We start from the raw sequence: 16,638 nt of genomic DNA on the forward strand, positions 1-16,638 counted from the left end.
ACCCGATCCCGGCGGTTCCGGACGGACGTCAGAACGCCTCGTCGATCGCCTTGGAGCAGCTGCCACCGCTCTTTGAAAGCGTCATCTTGCTGATCGTCACACTGTACTTCTTTGCCGGCTGCAGCTGCTTGAGCCCCGCGCGCAGCAGCGAGTGATCGTCGTAAATCTTGACGCTCGACGCGGCGAGCGATTGCCACTGCGCCCCACTCACCTCGTAGCCCTTGAGCGACCACCCGTTCTTGAGCCCGCTGGACTCGCTGAAGAACAGGACCTGCGGGTTGAACTCTGGCAGCGGGGACCACGCAACCGGCGGCGTGTTGACCACGCATCCGATAGTGGGGCCAAAAGGCATCAGCTTGGCGCTGCCCCCGGGGAGGTTCCAGAAGCACTGGAAGGTCCATCCTCGCTGTTTGGCAAGGTCGTACGCGTTGTAGACGTTGATGTTGCAGTCCGTGGCCTCAGCCACACTGGCGGTCGTGGTGCATAGCAGGAAGAGCAGCGTGGCGCGTCGTCGCAGGGAGCGAGTCATGTTGCAAAGGGGTGAGAGGTGGCCACTTCCAACATCGGGAATGCCACTCGGATCGTATCACCCGGCTTGCTACCGGCCCCCGCCCTGGTCCGACCTGGCGCGCCCTTCCGCCTGTCGCCGGGCGCTTCCTCGCTGCCCCGATGAGCCGCATCGGCGGCGCTCGTCGCAGGGACGCCATGGTGCCGTTGCGGGCTCCCCGGTGGCCAGGGTCGCGACGCGAGTACTGGCGATCGAGGCGTTGGAGGTCGAAACTCCTGCCGCCTGGCGACCAACACTCTCGGGAACCGCGATCTCCGCGCGGGGGTATCGCATCGCGGCGTCGGGGTGGTTCAGTGTCACCAACTCCAATTTGCCGGCGGAGCACTCCATCTCGGCCAGGGGGTCGAAGTGAATCGAAGACGACATGTCGGAGTGCTCGCGATCGCGTGCGCCTTGCTCCTCTTCGCGCTCCCTGGGTGTCAGGACGTCCCGGAGGTCACGTCGCCGACGAACCCGACCCCGGTCGACGTCGAGTTCGACCAGGGGTCGGGCATTGCAGCCCGCGAGCTCTCCACGACCCAGGTGCAGAATCTGGCGCTTCTCGGCAGGGTCTGGGGCTTCGTGAAGTATCACCATCCCAAGGTGACGGTCGGTGGCGTCAACTGGGACTACGAACTGTTCCGCGCCCTCCCTGCGGTCCTCGCGGCTCAGGACCACGCGTCAGCGTCTGCCGCAATGGTCGGTTGGATCGACCGTCTGGGCGCCGTTCCACCCTGCAGTCCGTGCGCAGCGGCAGCCACAGACGCGCAGTTGCCAGCGGACAACGCGTGGATCACTGACGGTGCTACCACCGGCGCGGCGCTCAGCAGCCGACTCCAGACTATATTGCGGAACCGTCCTGTGCTGCCGTCGCAGCGATACGTGTCGTTTTTCCCATCGGTCGGGAACCCCGATTTCTCGGGTGAGCAGCGCTACGCAACGCAGACGTCACCCGACGCCGGCTACCGACTCCTGGCGCTCTTCCGCGTCTGGAACATCATCCAGTACTGGTTCCCGTATCGGGATGTCATGAACGAGAACTGGAACAGTGTGCTCGTCGAATACGTCCCCCTCATGATGCGAGCGATGGACGGGGACGCGTACCGACGCACGCTCATCCGGCTGATCGGCCGAGTCTACGATACGCACGCGAATATCTGGAGCGACATTCAGGTGCAGCCGCCGGTTGGTGCCTCCGAAGCGCCGCTGATCCTGCGTTTCGTCGAGAACACGCTCGTTGTTGCCGGCTACACGCACGCCACCCTTGGGCCGGCCACCGGACTGAGGGTGGGGGATGAGATCCGGAGCATCGGTGGAGTGGCTATCGATGCCCTCGTGGACTCCCTGAGGTCGTACTACCCGGCATCGAACGAGCCAACGCGTCTTCGAGACATCGCGCGAAAGCTCACGCGGGGCACCGGCCCGGTGGTCCTGGCCGGGGTTCGCCCGGCAGGGTCATTCAACACGTCGGTGGAGCGCGTGCCGCTCTCCACGCTCGACAAGTCACGTGCCTTCGTGAACGACTTGCCGGGCCCGACCTTCCGCATGCTGTCAGACAGCGTGGCGTATCTGAAGCTCTCATCGGTCGTCGCGGCAAACGCCATCAGCTACATCCAGCAAGCGCTTGGAGCGAAGGTGCTCGTCATCGACATCCGCAACTACCCGAGCGAGTTCGTGGTGTTCGCGCTCGGAGGACACCTGGTCGCGGGGTCGACGAGCTTCGCCAAGTTTACAGTGGGCGACGCGGCCAATCCCGGCAGCTTTCGGTTTGGTGCGACCGCCTCGCACACCAGCCGTACGCCACTCTTCCCCGGATCCGTGGTGATTCTGATCGACGAGACGTCACAGAGCCAGGCCGAGTACACGGCGATGGCTTTCCGCGTCGCGCCGGGAGCTCTGGTGGTCGGAAGCACCACGGCCGGGGCAGACGGCAATGTCTCTCGGATCCCGTTGCCCGGGAACGTGGAAGGAATGATCACCGGCATCGGGGTGTTCTACCCAAACGGAACGCCGACGCAACGTGTGGGCATCGTACCTGATCTGGTCGTACGCCCGACCGTGGCCGGCATCCGGGCCGGTCGAGACGAAGTGCTGGAGGCTGGCGTCAGTCGCGCGCTGGGGCGTCCGTTCCGGCTGCCCTGAATGTTCACGCGTTCACCGCGTCGCTGGGATTAGCCCCTCCGTCTCATCGGGGACGAAGTTGGATGGCCGTCTTCGGGAATGCCCCATTCCCCGCCTTGTCCTGCCACCACGCGACGCGCACTTTCCGTCGTGATGGGCACTCCCCCACGCGTCCCCCCCGATCGCCTCCCCCGCGTCGAGGCCATCTTCTCGGAGGCCCTCGAGCGCACCCCGGAGACCCGCCCCGCCTTTCTCGCGGAGGCCTGCGGGGCGGATGCCGACATTCGCCGGGAAGTGGAGAGCCTCCTGGCCGCGCTTGAGCGCTCGGGAGAGCGCTGGGAAACTCCCGCCCTACGGCTCGCCGACCTCACCTCGGCAACCGCCGCCGGGGAGACCCGCGTCGGCATGATGGTCGGACCGTACCGGCTGGTCCGACTCATCGCCCAGGGCGGGATGGGGGCGGTGTACGAGGGAGAACGGGCGGACGCGCAATTCCATCAACGTGTCGCTGTGAAGTTCCTGCGCCATGGCATCCCGACCACGCAGTCGCGACGACGCTTTGAACATGAGCGCGCCATCCAGGCGCGACTACAGCATCGCAACATCGCTGGCCTGTTCGACGGCGGCGTCCTCCCCGATGGCCATCCGTATTTTGTCATGGAGTTTGTCGACGGCGTTCCCATCACGACCTACGCCGCCACCCATGCCCTGTCGATCCCCGCACGACTCCAACTCGTGCGCCAGGTGTGTCGCGCGGTGCACTACGCGCACGAACACCAGGTGGTCCACCGCGACCTCAAGCCGAGCAACATCCTCGTCACCACCGACGGCACCGTCAAGCTCCTCGATTTCGGGATCGCCCGGCTGCTCGAAGGCTCCGCCGATGACCTCCCCATCACGCTCGGCGGCGACCGCGCCCTCACCCTGGAATGCGCAAGCCCTGAACAGCTCAACGGACAGCAGGTCACGACGGCCTCCGACGTCTACTCGCTCGGCGTCGTCCTGTACGAGCTGCTCACCGGACGGCGACCGTTCATGATGGCCGACCTGCCGATCGCCGAAGCCATCCGGCAGGTCACGCAGGTAGCACCCGTCCCGCCGAGTGCCGCGCTGGCAGACGACGCGCCGGCCGCGCTCCGCCGCACGCTGCACGGCGAGCTCGACGACATCACCGCGATGGCCCTGCGCAAGGAGCCGGAACGCCGCTATCCCACCGCCGACGCCATGGCGCACGACCTCGCCGCGTGGGAACAGGGACGCCCGGTCAGCGCCACCGCCGATACGGTTGCATACAGCATCAGGAAGTTTGTCAAGCGACACCGGTGGCAGAGCGCCAGTGCGGTGCTGCTGCTGGTGTCACTGGTCGTTGGGGCGTCCGCCACCTGGTGGCAGGCGCGCCGCGCCGAGACGCGGTATCGGGACGGGCGCCGCCTCGCCAACGCCCTCCTCTCTGACGTCCACAACGCCATTGCCGACCTCCCGGGCGCCACCGCCGCGGGAATCTCGTGGAGAAGTCGCCAGCGTTCCAGGACCGTGGTGCTTGTGGCGCGCGCCCTGGGACGGCGCGTCGTGTCCGGTGAAACGCCAGGCCTTCGAATCGAGCGCCGGATGGACGTGAGCGAGCACTCCTCTCAGGGGGCACCCCGGCAGAGAGGTTCCGTTCCGCGCCGCATCGGAACGGAACCGCCTCGGGCAACGGGCACGGAGCCGGTTGTCGGGTCCCTCCGCGCCCCTTCCCTCCCGTCCTCCTCGGGCGCCGGCGTCGCACGGGCTCAGCGTTTTGCTGCCGTGTGATCACTGAGCCACCGCACAGCCTCGGCACGATCCTCCGGCATGAGGTCCGGCTCCGTGAGGGCGAGGAACTTCCGGTAGGCGTCTGCTCGCGCCTCGGGCCTCGCCTTGGCATACTTCGCAAGGGAAAGGAGCTGGAGAACTACGTCAGCGCGATCACGGAAGACGGCCGAATAGTTCTCTGGGCGCCGCGCGCCATCGTCGCTCGATGGAAGAGGGGGGAGGTCCAAGGCCCTTACCAGGGAGTCGCCGAGTTCCTCGATGAGCGCCATGAGGCGTTTGGCCGATCCCCTGACGTTGACGGTACGTACGACTTGGGAGGTTTGCACATCGACAGCTCGCGCCTCAATGGAGACGTGATTCTGCCTGTCGACTAGGAAGCCACCCACGACTACGTACCGAGCTGCCAACAGGAGACCGGCGCGCGCCATGGTGGCCGGATCCATCCGCTCGGGGGGCATGTCGAGCTCTATGATAATCTTGTCGATGTTGCTGCGTTCAGCTGTCCGGACGAAGTGCGAGCGGTGCAGATGTCGAGACAGGAAGTCAGAGAACCCGCCCCGAAGGGGTTCGTAGTCAGCATGGTTGATGAGTGCTATATTCTTGAAGTCGAGGACGGCGATGCCGGGGCGCTGGCTGTCCGCAACCTGCGCAAGCGCAGGTGCGGCGACACTCAGGGACAAGGCAAGGCACATCAGGTCCGGTCGACGCATGTTCATACCTCGGGGTATGCGGCACATGATGATGGATTCTCCGTTCCCGTTGGCACGTTCGCAAGCCGGAGGCGGGCGGCCGTGAGGCGATGTCCGGCGTGCGGACGCACCTGGACCGATGGACAGTCCTTCTGCCCGGATGACGGCACTGCGCTGGAGGTGGAGCGCGAGGTGTCGCTCGTCGGTACCATCATCGCCAAGCGGTACCGCGTGATGCGCCTGCTCGGTGCGGGTGGCATGGGCAAGGTGTACCTTGTGCACCACCTGAATCTGGACGCACCGCTGGCGATCAAGGTGATCTCGCCAAGCCAGGCCAAGGACCCGGACGCGGTGGAACGACTTCGCCGTGAGGCGCGGAACGCCCACAAGGCGCGGCATCCCAATGTTGTGCAGGTGCACGACCTTGAAGAGGACGGTGCGCACGTCTTCCTGACCATGGATTTCGTTGACGGGCCCACCCTCGACCAGGTGGTGGCCACGGAGGGACGGCTCCCGTTGCAGCGCGTCCTGTCCCTGATCCGCGGTGTGGCCGAGGGCTTGGGTGCGATCCATGGGTGGCGCATGGTACACCGCGACCTGAAGCCGTCGAACGTGATCGTCGACCGGTCAGAGGACGGCCGGGAGGTCCCCAAGCTGCTGGACTTCGGCATCTCTCGCGTGGAGCACGATCCTGCCCAGGCGCTGACGTCCCCGGAGTTCGTGTTCGGCACCCCGGGCTTCATGGCTCCGGAGCATCGCATGGGGCTCCCAGTGGACGCCCGCGCCGACGTGTTCGCGCTGGCGATCCTGACGCTGTACCTGCTTGCTGGCCGGCTCCCGCGACTGGCGGCGGGGAGGGATTCCAGATCGAGCAGTTCGTCGGCGACCTGGAGCCGCCGCCCGCGTTGCGACCAGTACTTGAGCGGGCCATGGCGCGGCGTCCGGCGTCCAGGTACGGGCGCGCCGTGGACTTCGCACACGCCCTGGACGAGGCGGCTGGTGTGGCTGGGGCGAGGTCACTCCCGCAGGACCCGCCGAGCCTGCCCGAGGTCGCGCCCGCTGCTCCGGCGACGAGCATCCGGGCGCCGCGACTGCTGCGTCCGTCCCCGACGGTGCCGTTGCGCACCCTGGAGGAAGCTGCAGCCGGCGTGCAGGCAGGAGCCGAGTCCTCAGGCGAACCGTCAGCTGCGGGGTCCGGGCGTCGCCGGTGGGGCATGCTGGCCGTGGTGGCCGGAGGGCTCGCGGCAGTTGTCGCGCTGCCCCCTCTCCTGCGCGTGCCACGCGGGGCCGCTGGAGCGCCGTACCCGGCACCAACCGTGGGGGAGAGCGTACCGCCGGTGGTTCTGCGCCCTGAACCCAATTCCCAGAAGCCAGAAGCCCGTCCGCCATCCCTCCCGGAGAGCGAACCGCTGATCGCTCCGAGTCCCAAACCTGTCTCCGTACGGCCGAAGCCCCTGCGCGTGAAGCCACCCGAGCCGGAACCCGCGACTGGCGACACGACCATGGCTCGGCGACTGGACTTCCTGCGTGCGTTCGCGGAGAGCCCATGGGTCATCAACGTGGACTCCGCCCGGCGTGCCGAGCGTGAGGCAGCGGTGGCGCTGGTGCTCACGCGAGATGCCTCCATCCGAGCGGAGATCCGCTTCATCATGGCCCAAGCGCTCTGGTCGCAGGGCCCGCGTCGCGCCGACGCGTGCCGCGAGGTAGCCGCAGTATTGAAGGACACAAGCGCCGAGGCCGTGAACGATGCAGCGCGCACGCTTGCCAAGGCTTGCCCCAAGTAACCTCCTCGCATCGTTCTGACCGGCGACTCATGACAGGCAAGTGCCGCCGGCGTCCCCTGGCTTACATCCGGAGTCCCGGAAAGAGGGCCTCGATGCGCTCTCGGGCCCGGTGCACCCTCACGGCAGCCGCCTCCGCGGAGATGTCGAGCATCCGGGCGATCTCCCTAGGGCCAAAGCCCTTGATGGAAAGGAGAAACGCCTCCCGCAGCGTGTCCGACAGTTCATGCATCACGAGCTCCAGCACGTGCTTCTCGTCGATGCGAGCCTGTGCTGAAGGCTCGCGCAACGGCTCGGTAACGGCCGGAGACCACTCGACTTCGGGGCGCCTGGAGTCAGAGCGTCGCCGAGTGCGCGCGATGTTGAACGCGACGCCGAACAGCCACTTCGAGAACGCGCCCCTCTCGGTGTAGCCCGTCAGCGTGTGCGGAAGGGTCATGAAGACATCGGTCACGACTTCTTCGGCGCGGTCACCGGCGACATGGCGGATGCCATGAAGCAGCCCGGGCCCGAAGCGGCGCCAGAGGGCGCCGATGTATGCGTCATACCCAGCACGGGCACCCTCGATGAGCTCCTCATCCGAGAGCGACGCGGCAGCAACCTGTACGCCGGTTGTCAAGTGGATGAGGGTTTCGTACGGATCGGGGCGCACTTGCACGTGCTCGCTGCGAGAAGGGTATGAGCGCGGTCGAGACCTTCGGTCGGCCCGGTCACATAACTGCCTAACGTCGAGGAGGGGCTACCGCGATCGCATGTCGCACCGTGGATGCAGGGATCCATGTGACCGGGCCAGAGACGCCGTCACCCAGGGGGCCTGCAGGGCCTGCCGGGTCACCCCACCAGGCACCAGGGAGCGCAAAGCTTGATGTTGTGAGGTTGATGAAGCCAGCTCCAGCGTTGCCCATGAGGTTGACACGTGTGAACGAGAGGCCCGAGTTTGGGGAATATCGAATACCCTCTGCACCACTCTGTGTGACCTCGAGACCGTTGACGGTACCGGCGAAGGCCTGCACGCCATGAGAACCCGATGCCCGTACGACAACATCCTCGACCAGCTGGGTTCCAGAGATCGAGAGGCCCACATTCGCCGTGCTATCGATGAGTGTACGGGCAAGTCGTCCACTGGCTAGCTGGAGAAGCACGCCGCTCTGCTTCGACTTGCGAATCCACGAGCTGTCAATAGCGATCCTGTGTGCCCCGGAATGCACCCAGATAGCCCAGCCGCTGCTGCGAGAGGCATGCTCGACGATGGTGTTGATCAGGTAGCTCGAGTCCGGCGCGACATCGTCGAAGAAGAGCATATTCCATCCAGGGACCGAGTCAACCGCCGTAAGCAAGACGGGCCTGGTCTGAGTTCCTCGTGCCACCAGACGTCCACCTCGAATAAACCCCAGGCTCCCTCCGTTCATGGCGAGCACTGCACCGGGTCGAAGATCCATCACGCCGCCTGAATCCAGGTCGACCGTGCTGTTCACCCGCCACGGCATTGTACCGAAGTGGCGCAAGGTGTCCCGCTTCACTGATGCACCGGAGTCAATGATGATGGAATCGCGGGCATTGCCAAGCCAACTCAGCATCGACAGGGAGTCTGGGGCGAGCCGCGCGAGCACCCGTGCGGTGCATTGGAATGGCACTCCTTGATTGGCGGTGATCACGATAGGCCCAGTCCTGACGGCATCATCGGCCCCTGCACACAGGAGCCCTTGACCGCTTCGCTCAAGGCGGACGCTCCCGAGGGTGATCGTGGACACCGAGCCTCCCAACAGCCTCATCGCTGCCCCCGCCGCGTTGCTTACGAGGATGCCGCTCGCGGTCACGCCGCCTCCGACCAAGAGTCCGTCGGCCCTCCCTGCGGATTGGCACGTCCCCGCGACGCTCACTGAGTCGACCGCGACATCCCTCAGGATCGACCCGGCGGACGCAACGTATGCGGCATAGACGCCCGTGGAGCGGTGAATACGTACCGAGTCAAGCTGGACCACGTGGCCGCTTGCAGCGAAGAGGGGTCCGGGATAGTCACAGGGCGGCGCGGCGGACACATTGCGAAGACCGCCGGTGATTAGAACGTGCATCAGGCGGCTCGTGGGTACTGTGTTGCCTCCTCCAGTGAATCGAAGGCCAAACCATCCGCGGCTTGAGTCTGACGGCTGGAACATGATCGGCTGGGTGCGTGTCCCGATCGCCTGAAGGAGGCCGTCGCTCTCGACGATCAGCGCAGCGGCCGGGGTGCCACAGATGGTGACTCCCGGGTTGACGCGGAGCGTGGCACCGCCGCGCACGACCACGTTCCCATTAAGAAGGTAGGGGCTCTGTGCCGCGGTCCAGGTCTCACTGGACTGAAGAAGGCCGGCGCGGACCGTGGCCGGCAGGCCCCCGCACAATGGAGCGCCCACGGTGACTCTGACTGAGTCAGCCTTGGTGGAATCCTGCACGGAGGTTGCAAGGACATGAGTGCTCCCTGCTGCCAAGCCCGTGACCACACCGACTGAGGAGACCGTGGTGACGGTTGGATTGCGGCTCGTCCAGGCCACGCTCGAGGATCCCCCAGGAACCCCGCCGGACACCGAGGCCGTCAAGGGCGCCGACGCACCGGCGGCGAGACTCAGCGACGCTGGTGCAACCGACACGGAAACCGCGGGACTCACGCGCACGATAGCCTGACCCGTGATGCCTGCAACCTGCGCGACAATGGTCGCGGCCCCGGGTGCGAGGCCGGTGACAATGCCCGCCGATGAGACGGAGGCGATCGCCGTGTTGCTGCTGGACCATGCAACGGGCCGCCCGGTCAGTACGTTGCCACCCGAGTCCGTGGCCGTTGCCGTCGCCTGAGTGGACGTGCCTACGGCGATGTCGGAGCTGGCAAACCGCACACTCACCAGTGCGACCGGAACAGGCACCACCGTCACGACGGCACTGTCGCGGGCCTCACCAACGACTGCGGTCACTGTGGTCGTGCCCGGGGCAACCGCCCGAACCAGTCCGCTCGTCGAGACGGTGGCGACTGTCGGGTTCCGACTCTGCCATGCGACAGAGCGGCCCGACAGCGTATCCCCACTCCGGCCGAGGACCAATGCACCGAGCTGAGTGGATTCGGCCAAGCGGAGCGCGACGGCCGTGCGCGTCAGGCGTACGGAGCCCGCAGCGACAAGGGACACCGTTGGTGCTAATGCTACCGAACCCGCGCCGACTTCGATGGGGCCCACCTCGGTGCTGTCCAGCGTCAAGCTGCTGGACGACAGCAACGTGATGGCGATGTATACCGCACAGCGACCTGAGCTGCCAACGCATGATGTGATCTCGACCGTCGACGCCAGCTGATTGGCGCCCGGTTGCACGGAAAGCGTATCCCGCTGGAGAGACTGGCGTGCAGATCCTGATGGTGTGGTGAAGTGCAGGGCGATCCGCTCGCCGGCTCGCGCCGAAGTCTGTGCGTTAAGCAGTACCTGCGCCTTCAGCATGCGGTCGCCATCACCAGTTGGCGACTCCGTGCAACTCACACCAGTGAGGACCAGCCCAAGGAGAAGGAGGCATCGACTGGAGACCGTCCCGCGGCCGGTCACGGGCAAGGCGGAGTCGCCGTCCACGCGCACTATCACGGTTGGCCTCCTCCTATCGACCGCGAAGCGACAGTCCGAGCTGGACTCCGACGGCTGCCGATGCCTGCTCGCCGATGTCGATGCGGCCAAAGTTGAGTCCCAGCGAAGGCCGGAACAGCGAGCGACGGGATGGCAGCTCGTACCCGACCTGGACCCGGGCCATCGTCATGGCGGCCGTGGTGATGCTCGGGTCCGACGCGAGGCCCGAGTCGAAATGGAGCGCGACACTCCCGAAGGGAGCGGGCCGTCCGGTCCTACCCACAGAGCCCATGGCCCCGACCTCGAGGCTGCTGCCACCGCTGCCCCTGACTGCGGCGCCGTCGCGCCCCGTGTATGGCAGCCGCGAGCGCTCGGAGAAGTAGATCCGTGCATCACGGAAGTGTGTCGATGCAACCTCCAGCTGACCGGCCACACTAACCATGGGGCCGAGGGTGTAGGTGCTCCGCGTGGTCAGGCCACCGACGCGCACATCGAAGCGATCTTGACCGAAGACGTCCACGGCCATGAGGACGCTGAATCGGTGCTCTCCGAGCAGGCGGTCCGCAGCCAGGGAGGCGCGCACCGTCCCACCGGGTTGCAGGTCGGCCGTGGTCGACGCGCCGAGGATCCGTGCTTCGACAGGTTGGTAGGCGCCGCGGTACTCGTACGACGCGCCGGTGGCGAGCGACCACGACCCCGCCTGCCATGCATAGGCCATCCCGGCTCCTCCGCCTGCGCCGGTGCCGAAGCCAGCGACTGGCATCTGAAGGGCCGGAGCGGCGACGACGCGGAGGACGTCGAGCTCTTCAGCGGACAGTCCTGTCGCTCCGATCGGGAGGTTCGCCGAGAAAGTCGCGAGCAAGCGGTCGGAGAAGACTCGCCCCACGGCGCGGACGCGGACATCGGACAAGGCCGTCAGCTCTCGGGCGTCGCCCTGGCCTGACGCCAGGCCGACCGACGTGCGGGAGATGGCGCCCGTGGCGTCAACCGACCAGCTCGAGCCCACGGCGACCCGAAAGGAGTACGGGACAGCAAGCTGCTGCACGGAGGACACCGCGGCCGAGTCCAGCCCCAGCGGGGTGGCGAATCGCCACGTGGTGAACGACACGGCCGACGCTGTCGCGAGGCGGTCTGCCAGCGGTTGGGCCGCGAGGGCCGAGCTCGCGAGGGTCACGAGGAGGACGCCGACAGCGGCCTTCATGGGACGTTCACCATGATGATGATCTGGGTCAGGATGCGCTCCCTGAACGCAGGGTCCGACGCATCCGAGGGACGCGTTGGGCCCCGAGGCGTGATTCCCTGGATGGAGATCAGCGCGATGTCCTGCAGGCCCTGCGCGACGCTGGGTTGGGCCAGTGCGGCGAGGTTGTCGGCGGCGGGCTTGAAGCCGGGGTCAAGCTGCAGGGCGCGGCGGTACTGCAGGCGCGCGCGCCGGATGCCCAGCAGGAGCTCCTCGCGTACGCCGCGGCTGTACGCCAGGAAGGCCGCAAGGTTCTCCGTCCGTCGCTGCTCAATGGCCACGCGCTCAGCTGGCGTCAGCGTGACACCAAGGGAGTCCAGCAGGGCAAAGGCCAGTCGCTTCTCCGCATCAATGATCCGATCGACATCGGTCTCGAGGGCCGCACCGGGGGCGACTTCGGTCGTCGCGACCCGTGTGATCTGCGTCCCGATGCGCAAGACCGTCGGGGAGTTCGCCGAAAGATCACCAATCACGAGGCGACCGACGCCCATGATTCGGCCGAGACGTACGCGGAGCGCGGAATCGACCCGTGCTTCCTGGAGCGCCAACTCGCGCAGGATAGCATCACTACGCACACGCTCAAGCACCGTCAGGTCTCGCGAGACAGCCAGGTCGGCCGTGAGTAGATCCGCCAGTCCATATCCCAGAACCGCGAGGTCCTCGGGGAGCCCCTGACTCGCAAAGGGAAGGACGCCAATCGCGCGATCAGAAGGAGCGACGGTTGGGTCGGCGTGGTCGTCGAGGATGCTCCGTCGCGCCACGGAATCCGCGCGGGCAATTGCGGGCGGGAGCGTGGCCCGGACTGCCGGGCTGCAGCCGACGCCTAGCAGGGAACTGACAAGCGCCGCCTCGCGAAGACACATTCGCATACTTGGCTTGTTGGATTGTCACGACGACTGGACAGTACAAAGCGGCAGCCGAATATTGCTGGATACTCACCGTCCGTCAATAGAGGCCTGAAAGCGTGCTCCTTGAACCGTGGGATGGCGCGGCGCGACCGGCAATTCTTTGTTGGAAGAACACCGCCCGAGCGCGGAATGCGCGACCGTTCGCCAGGATCGCGTGCGCCATCGTGCTCGGCGCTCTCGCATCATCGTGTACCGAGTCCTTCAGTGGCTCGCCGGTCGACAGCCAGGCGATGATCCACCTGCAGGTGGGTGCCAGGCAAGGGGAGCGCATCGCGCTCCATTTCACCACGGCGGGGAGTGGGGGCAGGCAGTCACTCCTTCGAGATACCGTGACGCTTCAGACCGGAGTGGACGGTATCACCTCGGTGGTGGATATTGCCCGGTGTGTTGATGCGAGCAACACATGCTCGCTCTACGCAGCAGTCGTCCTCCTCGGTGCCACCGGTGGCGTGCTAGACAGCGTGGAGATCGGACCAATCACGACACGCCCAGGAGGCTCGACCACGGCGCCCCAGGTGGCGCTCATCGCTGCCGGTGCCGTCCGCCTCTCATCTACCCAGTTCGCGCTGCTGGCCGGCGACTCGGGTACCATTGATGCCACGATCCTGGGACGGAATGGTGACACGCTCAGCAACAGGCGAGCGACATGGGTCAGCAGGAATCCAGCCACGGCCTCGGTGTCCTTGACCGGGGTGGTGCGCGGCGTAGCGCCGGGTACCACGGTTCTCGTCGCAACCGCTGGCGAGGCACGAGACAGTGCCACGATCACCGTAGCGGCGCAGGTGGCCGTCAGCATTCTCCTCGATTCCCTCCGCCTGAATCCTGGGCAGGCCGCGACTCTGAATGCGAGCGTGTCAGGTGGGCTCCCTGGAACGCAGCGAACGCTCGCGTGGACCAGCAGGGACCCCAGTGTGGTCACCGTGGATGCGGCGGGCGTCCTGAGGGCTGTCGGCTTCGGAGCCACTCGTGTGCTTGCGAGGGCGACCGCGGATCCTCGAGCCGCGGATTCCGCGATGGTCATGGTCCAGCCAGAGCCGCTTGCACTCGTCGGCAATGCGCAGAAGCGTGGCGACTCGACCATCCGATTGACGGACGCTGCCTCGTTCACGAGCGGCGCCGCGTGGTCAGTTACGCGGCGTTCCATTGGCGGTGGGTTCTCGGTTTCCTTTCAGTTCGTGATCGGAAGTCCGGGGGGGGTGACTGACGCCTCGGGAGCTCCCGGTGCCGACGGGTTCGCGGTTGTCATCCAGTCTGACGGCCCGACCCCCCTTGGTGCCTGCTGTATAGGCTACAAGGGAATTCCGCGGAGCATTGCCATCGAGTTCGACACCTTTGGCAACGGCGCTCCATTCGACGCCCCGAACAGCAATCACGTGAGCGTTCACAGGCGGGGTGTGGTTCCGAACGAGCAGGATCACGTGGCGTCGCTCGGGAGCGCCGTGCCAGCATTCGACATCTCCGATGGGTTGGTCCACAGGGTCGTCGTTGACTACGTCCCCGGCCTCCTGTCTGTCCGCGCAGATGGACAGCTCCTGATTGCCGTGCCGGTCGACCTCACGAACATCGCCGGGTCGAGCATCCTGGACCCGAACGGCCAGGCGTGGATTGGATTCACGGCTGGGACCGGCTCAGCGTGGGAAACCCACGACATCATGAACTGGGTCCTGCCATAGCTTATCGCCCGGGCAGTGAGGGAGCGGTGGCTGGAGGCCGGATGAGGTCCCCTACTTGATCGTCCCCTCGAGCAAGGCAGACCAGCTGCGTTCCAGCCTGGCTGCTTCCGCCATGCACCGCTCCGCACGGTCGACCGGGAGCAATCCCTCGGTCACGATGGCCGCGAGCCGTGCCGGGTTGGCTCCATAAGCCCAGCAACGGAGGTTGTACATCCGCTGACGGGGCAGGCCGTGATCCCCGGCCTGCAAGGCGTCGCTGACGGAGCGAGAGCTCCGTGACAGCTCATCGAACATCGCGGCCGCGGCGAGGGGCTGCACGTAGTCGGGTTCCCCGACCATCAGGGCGAAGTAGGCGGCAAACTGGTCGGCCGCATCCTCCTCCCGCCCGGCAATCGGCAACCCCTGGATATGGACGATGGCGTGCCCCAGCTCGTGCAGGACGGTGAAGCCGATGGCACTGCTCGCCAGCTGGTCGCCATTGCGGTAGGACTGGAAGAGCGCGTTCACCGACTGCAGGAAGTCGGCGCAGACGACGATCGTCTGCGAGCGCGGGTGGTAGTATGGACTCCGACCATCACAGTCCATCACCTGGAACGTGAGCAGGCTGTTGAGGGCCATGGATGCGTCGATCGCGTTGGCGAGGGGCACCAGGCCCTGCGCCAGCGGGAGGAGTCGACGGTCCTGCGGCGACATGACCCGCACCCGCCCGCTCGAAGCCGCGGCCCGTGGGTGAGCCGGGGCGGCCGGCGCCTCGACGAGGGCCAGTGCTGAGCTGACCCGGCCGTGGGTCTGGGCCGCCCCGGTCCCGGGGGTGACCAGGAGGGCGGCGCCCACGAGCCCGCCGCAGGCACAGAAGGAAGGGACGCACCGGCGGACCGTGCGCCGGACGCGGGCGAGCAAATACATCGACATGTGGGTTCTCCGCTGTCTGCATGGGCCGGGCACCGCGCCCGACATCCATGGATTGCCGGGCGCCATACCGTCCTTACATCGATCCTGCTCCACGGACCCGGAAACCGGCATGTAAGGACATCCGACGGGCGGCACTGAATGGATGACGGGGAGCGCGCCATGCCTCCCGTCCAGCCGAACCCCTCAGGAGCCACGCCTTCCATGGAAGCACAGCCGCTCATCCCGGAAACGACCCGCCGCCAGCTCGCGATACGACACCTGCCACTCCCCGAACTGATCGCCGCCGCACGCGAGGGAGGCAATGCGGCCATCGGCGAGCTGGTGCGCGTCTACGCCGCCGATATCCGAACGCGCCTCGAGGGCTTCGCGGGCGAAGCGACCGACGAGGTGATCACCGACACCTTCATGTCGCTGCCGGAGCGACTCAAGGGCTACCGGGACGAGGGCAAGTTCGAGCGCTGGCTCCTGGGTGTCGCATTCAACCTGGCCCGCACGCGGCGTCGCTCCGCATTCCGACGTGAGCGTCACGAGGGGGCGACCCTCCGCGACGTGACCCGCCTGCCGAGTGCTGCCGCGCGGGTCCACGAGGCCGAGCTGATGGAGGTCGCACAGGACGAGCTGTCCCCTGCGGAACGCGAGGTGTGGTTCCTCAGCTATCAGGGCTTCGACGCGGCCTCGATCAGCGAACTGCTCCACCTGAAGCCGAACGTGATAGCAGTACGGCTGCATCGAGCCCGCGCGCGCTTGGCGGAGCATGGCTTCGCCGAGGCGTGACCTTTCTCACAACCCCATCCACTCAGCCATGACCCGAACTCTGACACGTGCTGCGCTGGCGGTCCTGCTCGCGCTACCGGTGCCGACCCAGCGTCTTGCGGGTCTCGGCGTCGCCTCGCGGAGTGAGGGCCGCGCACCTGCAGTACTCCCCGGCCCCAGCGAGCCGGTGCTCCGTCGGGGGTTGATCGCCGACTACTACAACCTCGATCGCTCGACCCTGCAGCTCCCAACCGGGGAGGCAACCGTCCGCCGGATCGACGGTGGCATCTGGTTCAGCTGGGGACGCGGTGCCCCTATGCCGCGCATCGCGCCGGACTTCTTCGGTGTGCGGTGGCAAGGATACCTCAAGGCCGAGACCCCGGGGCGCTACGTGTTCACCGTGCGTCATGGCGGCGCCGCGCGGTTCGCACTCGGGGGTCAGCTCATCTACGAGAACCTTCGGTCCGCGAGGCGTCCTGTCACGATCGAGTACGTGGTCAGCAAGCCTGGATGGATCCCGCTGGTCTTCGAGACCCTCCAGGGTTTCGGCACCGCCGACGTGCATCTCGCATGGTCGCCCCCGAACACGTCGACCGTCGAAGCGATTCCCGCCTTCGTCCTCGCCCATCGCGAGGGCTGACCCTA

General features: G+C 66.6%; 14 protein-coding genes. 7 read left to right on the forward strand and 7 right to left on the reverse strand.

All coding sequences use genetic code 11. The features are described 5' to 3' along the window. Positions 1-28: 28 nt before the first annotated feature. Positions 29-529, reverse strand: coding sequence for a hypothetical protein (locus IPK85_05200; GenBank protein MBK8246778.1), 501 nt, complete (start codon positions 527-529; stop codon positions 29-31). A gap of 387 nt (positions 530-916) precedes the next feature. Here IPK85_05200 and IPK85_05205 point away from each other — a divergent pair, with 387 nt between their 5' ends. Then, positions 917-2,689: a peptidase S41 gene (locus IPK85_05205; GenBank protein MBK8246779.1), complete on the forward strand. Its 1,773-nt coding sequence runs from the start codon at positions 917-919 to the stop codon at positions 2,687-2,689. A gap of 129 nt (positions 2,690-2,818) precedes the next feature. Beyond that, a complete protein-coding gene (locus IPK85_05210; protein MBK8246780.1) occupies positions 2,819-4,462 on the forward strand; it encodes a serine/threonine protein kinase in 1,644 nt (547 codons plus the stop codon). Here the strand turns inward: IPK85_05210 and IPK85_05215 are convergent. Next, positions 4,441-5,172: a hypothetical protein gene (locus IPK85_05215; GenBank protein MBK8246781.1), complete on the reverse strand. Its 732-nt coding sequence runs from the start codon at positions 5,170-5,172 to the stop codon at positions 4,441-4,443. The two genes, IPK85_05210 and IPK85_05215, sit on opposite strands and share 22 nt — an antisense overlap. Positions 5,173-5,253: 81 nt before the next feature. On the opposite strand from IPK85_05215, the gene IPK85_05220 reads away from it, so the two are divergent. Beyond that, on the forward strand, positions 5,254-6,564 hold the full coding sequence (locus IPK85_05220; GenBank protein MBK8246782.1) for a serine/threonine protein kinase: 1,311 nt from the start codon (positions 5,254-5,256) through the stop codon (positions 6,562-6,564). Positions 6,565-6,653: 89 nt separating this feature from the next. Further along, positions 6,654-6,935: a hypothetical protein gene (locus IPK85_05225; protein ID MBK8246783.1), complete on the forward strand. Its 282-nt coding sequence runs from the start codon at positions 6,654-6,656 to the stop codon at positions 6,933-6,935. Between the two features lie 61 nt (positions 6,936-6,996). Here the strand turns inward: IPK85_05225 and IPK85_05230 are convergent, their stop codons facing one another. The 4 genes from IPK85_05230 to IPK85_05245 all read right to left on the reverse strand — a co-directional run bounded on the left by IPK85_05230 (position 6,997) and on the right by IPK85_05245 (position 12,508). Next, positions 6,997-7,590, reverse strand: coding sequence for an RNA polymerase sigma factor (locus IPK85_05230; GenBank protein ID MBK8246784.1), 594 nt, complete (start codon positions 7,588-7,590; stop codon positions 6,997-6,999). Between the two features lie 64 nt (positions 7,591-7,654). Continuing rightward, complete coding sequence (locus tag IPK85_05235; protein MBK8246785.1) at positions 7,655-10,528, reverse strand: Ig-like domain-containing protein; 2,874 nt, start codon at positions 10,526-10,528, stop codon at positions 7,655-7,657. 13 nt (positions 10,529-10,541) lie between these two features. Further along, positions 10,542-11,708 (reverse strand): hypothetical protein, encoded by a 1,167-nt coding sequence (locus IPK85_05240; GenBank protein ID MBK8246786.1) that lies wholly within the window; start codon positions 11,706-11,708, stop codon positions 10,542-10,544. Further along, on the reverse strand, positions 11,705-12,508 hold the full coding sequence (locus IPK85_05245; GenBank protein MBK8246787.1) for a hypothetical protein: 804 nt from the start codon (positions 12,506-12,508) through the stop codon (positions 11,705-11,707). The genes IPK85_05240 and IPK85_05245 overlap by 4 nt, the downstream gene beginning before the upstream one ends. A 311-nt stretch (positions 12,509-12,819) precedes the next feature. Here IPK85_05245 and IPK85_05250 point away from each other — a divergent pair, with 311 nt between their 5' ends. After that, positions 12,820-14,328 carry an Ig-like domain-containing protein gene (locus IPK85_05250; GenBank protein ID MBK8246788.1) on the forward strand — a complete coding sequence of 503 codons (1,509 nt, stop codon included), beginning with the start codon at positions 12,820-12,822 and terminating at the stop codon, positions 14,326-14,328. A 51-nt stretch (positions 14,329-14,379) separates the two neighbouring features. On the opposite strand, the gene IPK85_05255 is transcribed toward IPK85_05250, so the two are convergent. Beyond that, complete coding sequence (locus IPK85_05255) at positions 14,380-15,240, reverse strand: hypothetical protein (GenBank protein ID MBK8246789.1); 861 nt, start codon at positions 15,238-15,240, stop codon at positions 14,380-14,382. A gap of 201 nt (positions 15,241-15,441) precedes the next feature. On the opposite strand from IPK85_05255, the gene IPK85_05260 reads away from it, so the two are divergent. Together IPK85_05260 and IPK85_05265 are read left to right on the forward strand one after the other, a co-directional pair. Further along, complete coding sequence (locus IPK85_05260; GenBank protein MBK8246790.1) at positions 15,442-16,014, forward strand: sigma-70 family RNA polymerase sigma factor; 573 nt, start codon at positions 15,442-15,444, stop codon at positions 16,012-16,014. A gap of 28 nt (positions 16,015-16,042) precedes the next feature. After that, on the forward strand, positions 16,043-16,633 hold the full coding sequence (locus IPK85_05265) for a hypothetical protein (protein MBK8246791.1): 591 nt from the start codon (positions 16,043-16,045) through the stop codon (positions 16,631-16,633). Positions 16,634-16,638: the final 5 nt, after the last annotated feature.

This window comes from Gemmatimonadota bacterium, from assembly GCA_016712265.1.
Lineage (GTDB): Bacteria > Gemmatimonadota > Gemmatimonadetes > Gemmatimonadales > Gemmatimonadaceae > RBC101.

What these genes read in the sequence shown, in the direction of transcription:
- IPK85_05225 (MBK8246783.1), top strand. Translation starts at nt 6,654, where the DNA reads ATGGCTCGGCGACTGGACTTCCTGCGTGCGTTCGCGGAGAGCCCATGG.
- IPK85_05215 (MBK8246781.1), bottom strand. Translation starts at nt 5,172, where the DNA reads ATGCGTCGACCGGACCTGATGTGCCTTGCCTTGTCCCTGAGTGTCGCC.
- IPK85_05260 (MBK8246790.1), top strand. Translation starts at nt 15,442, where the DNA reads ATGGAAGCACAGCCGCTCATCCCGGAAACGACCCGCCGCCAGCTCGCG.
- IPK85_05240 (MBK8246786.1), bottom strand. Translation starts at nt 11,708, where the DNA reads ATGAAGGCCGCTGTCGGCGTCCTCCTCGTGACCCTCGCGAGCTCGGCC.
- IPK85_05200 (MBK8246778.1), bottom strand. Translation starts at nt 529, where the DNA reads ATGACTCGCTCCCTGCGACGACGCGCCACGCTGCTCTTCCTGCTATGC.
- IPK85_05265 (MBK8246791.1), top strand. Translation starts at nt 16,043, where the DNA reads ATGACCCGAACTCTGACACGTGCTGCGCTGGCGGTCCTGCTCGCGCTA.
- IPK85_05255 (MBK8246789.1), bottom strand. Translation starts at nt 15,240, where the DNA reads ATGTCGATGTATTTGCTCGCCCGCGTCCGGCGCACGGTCCGCCGGTGC.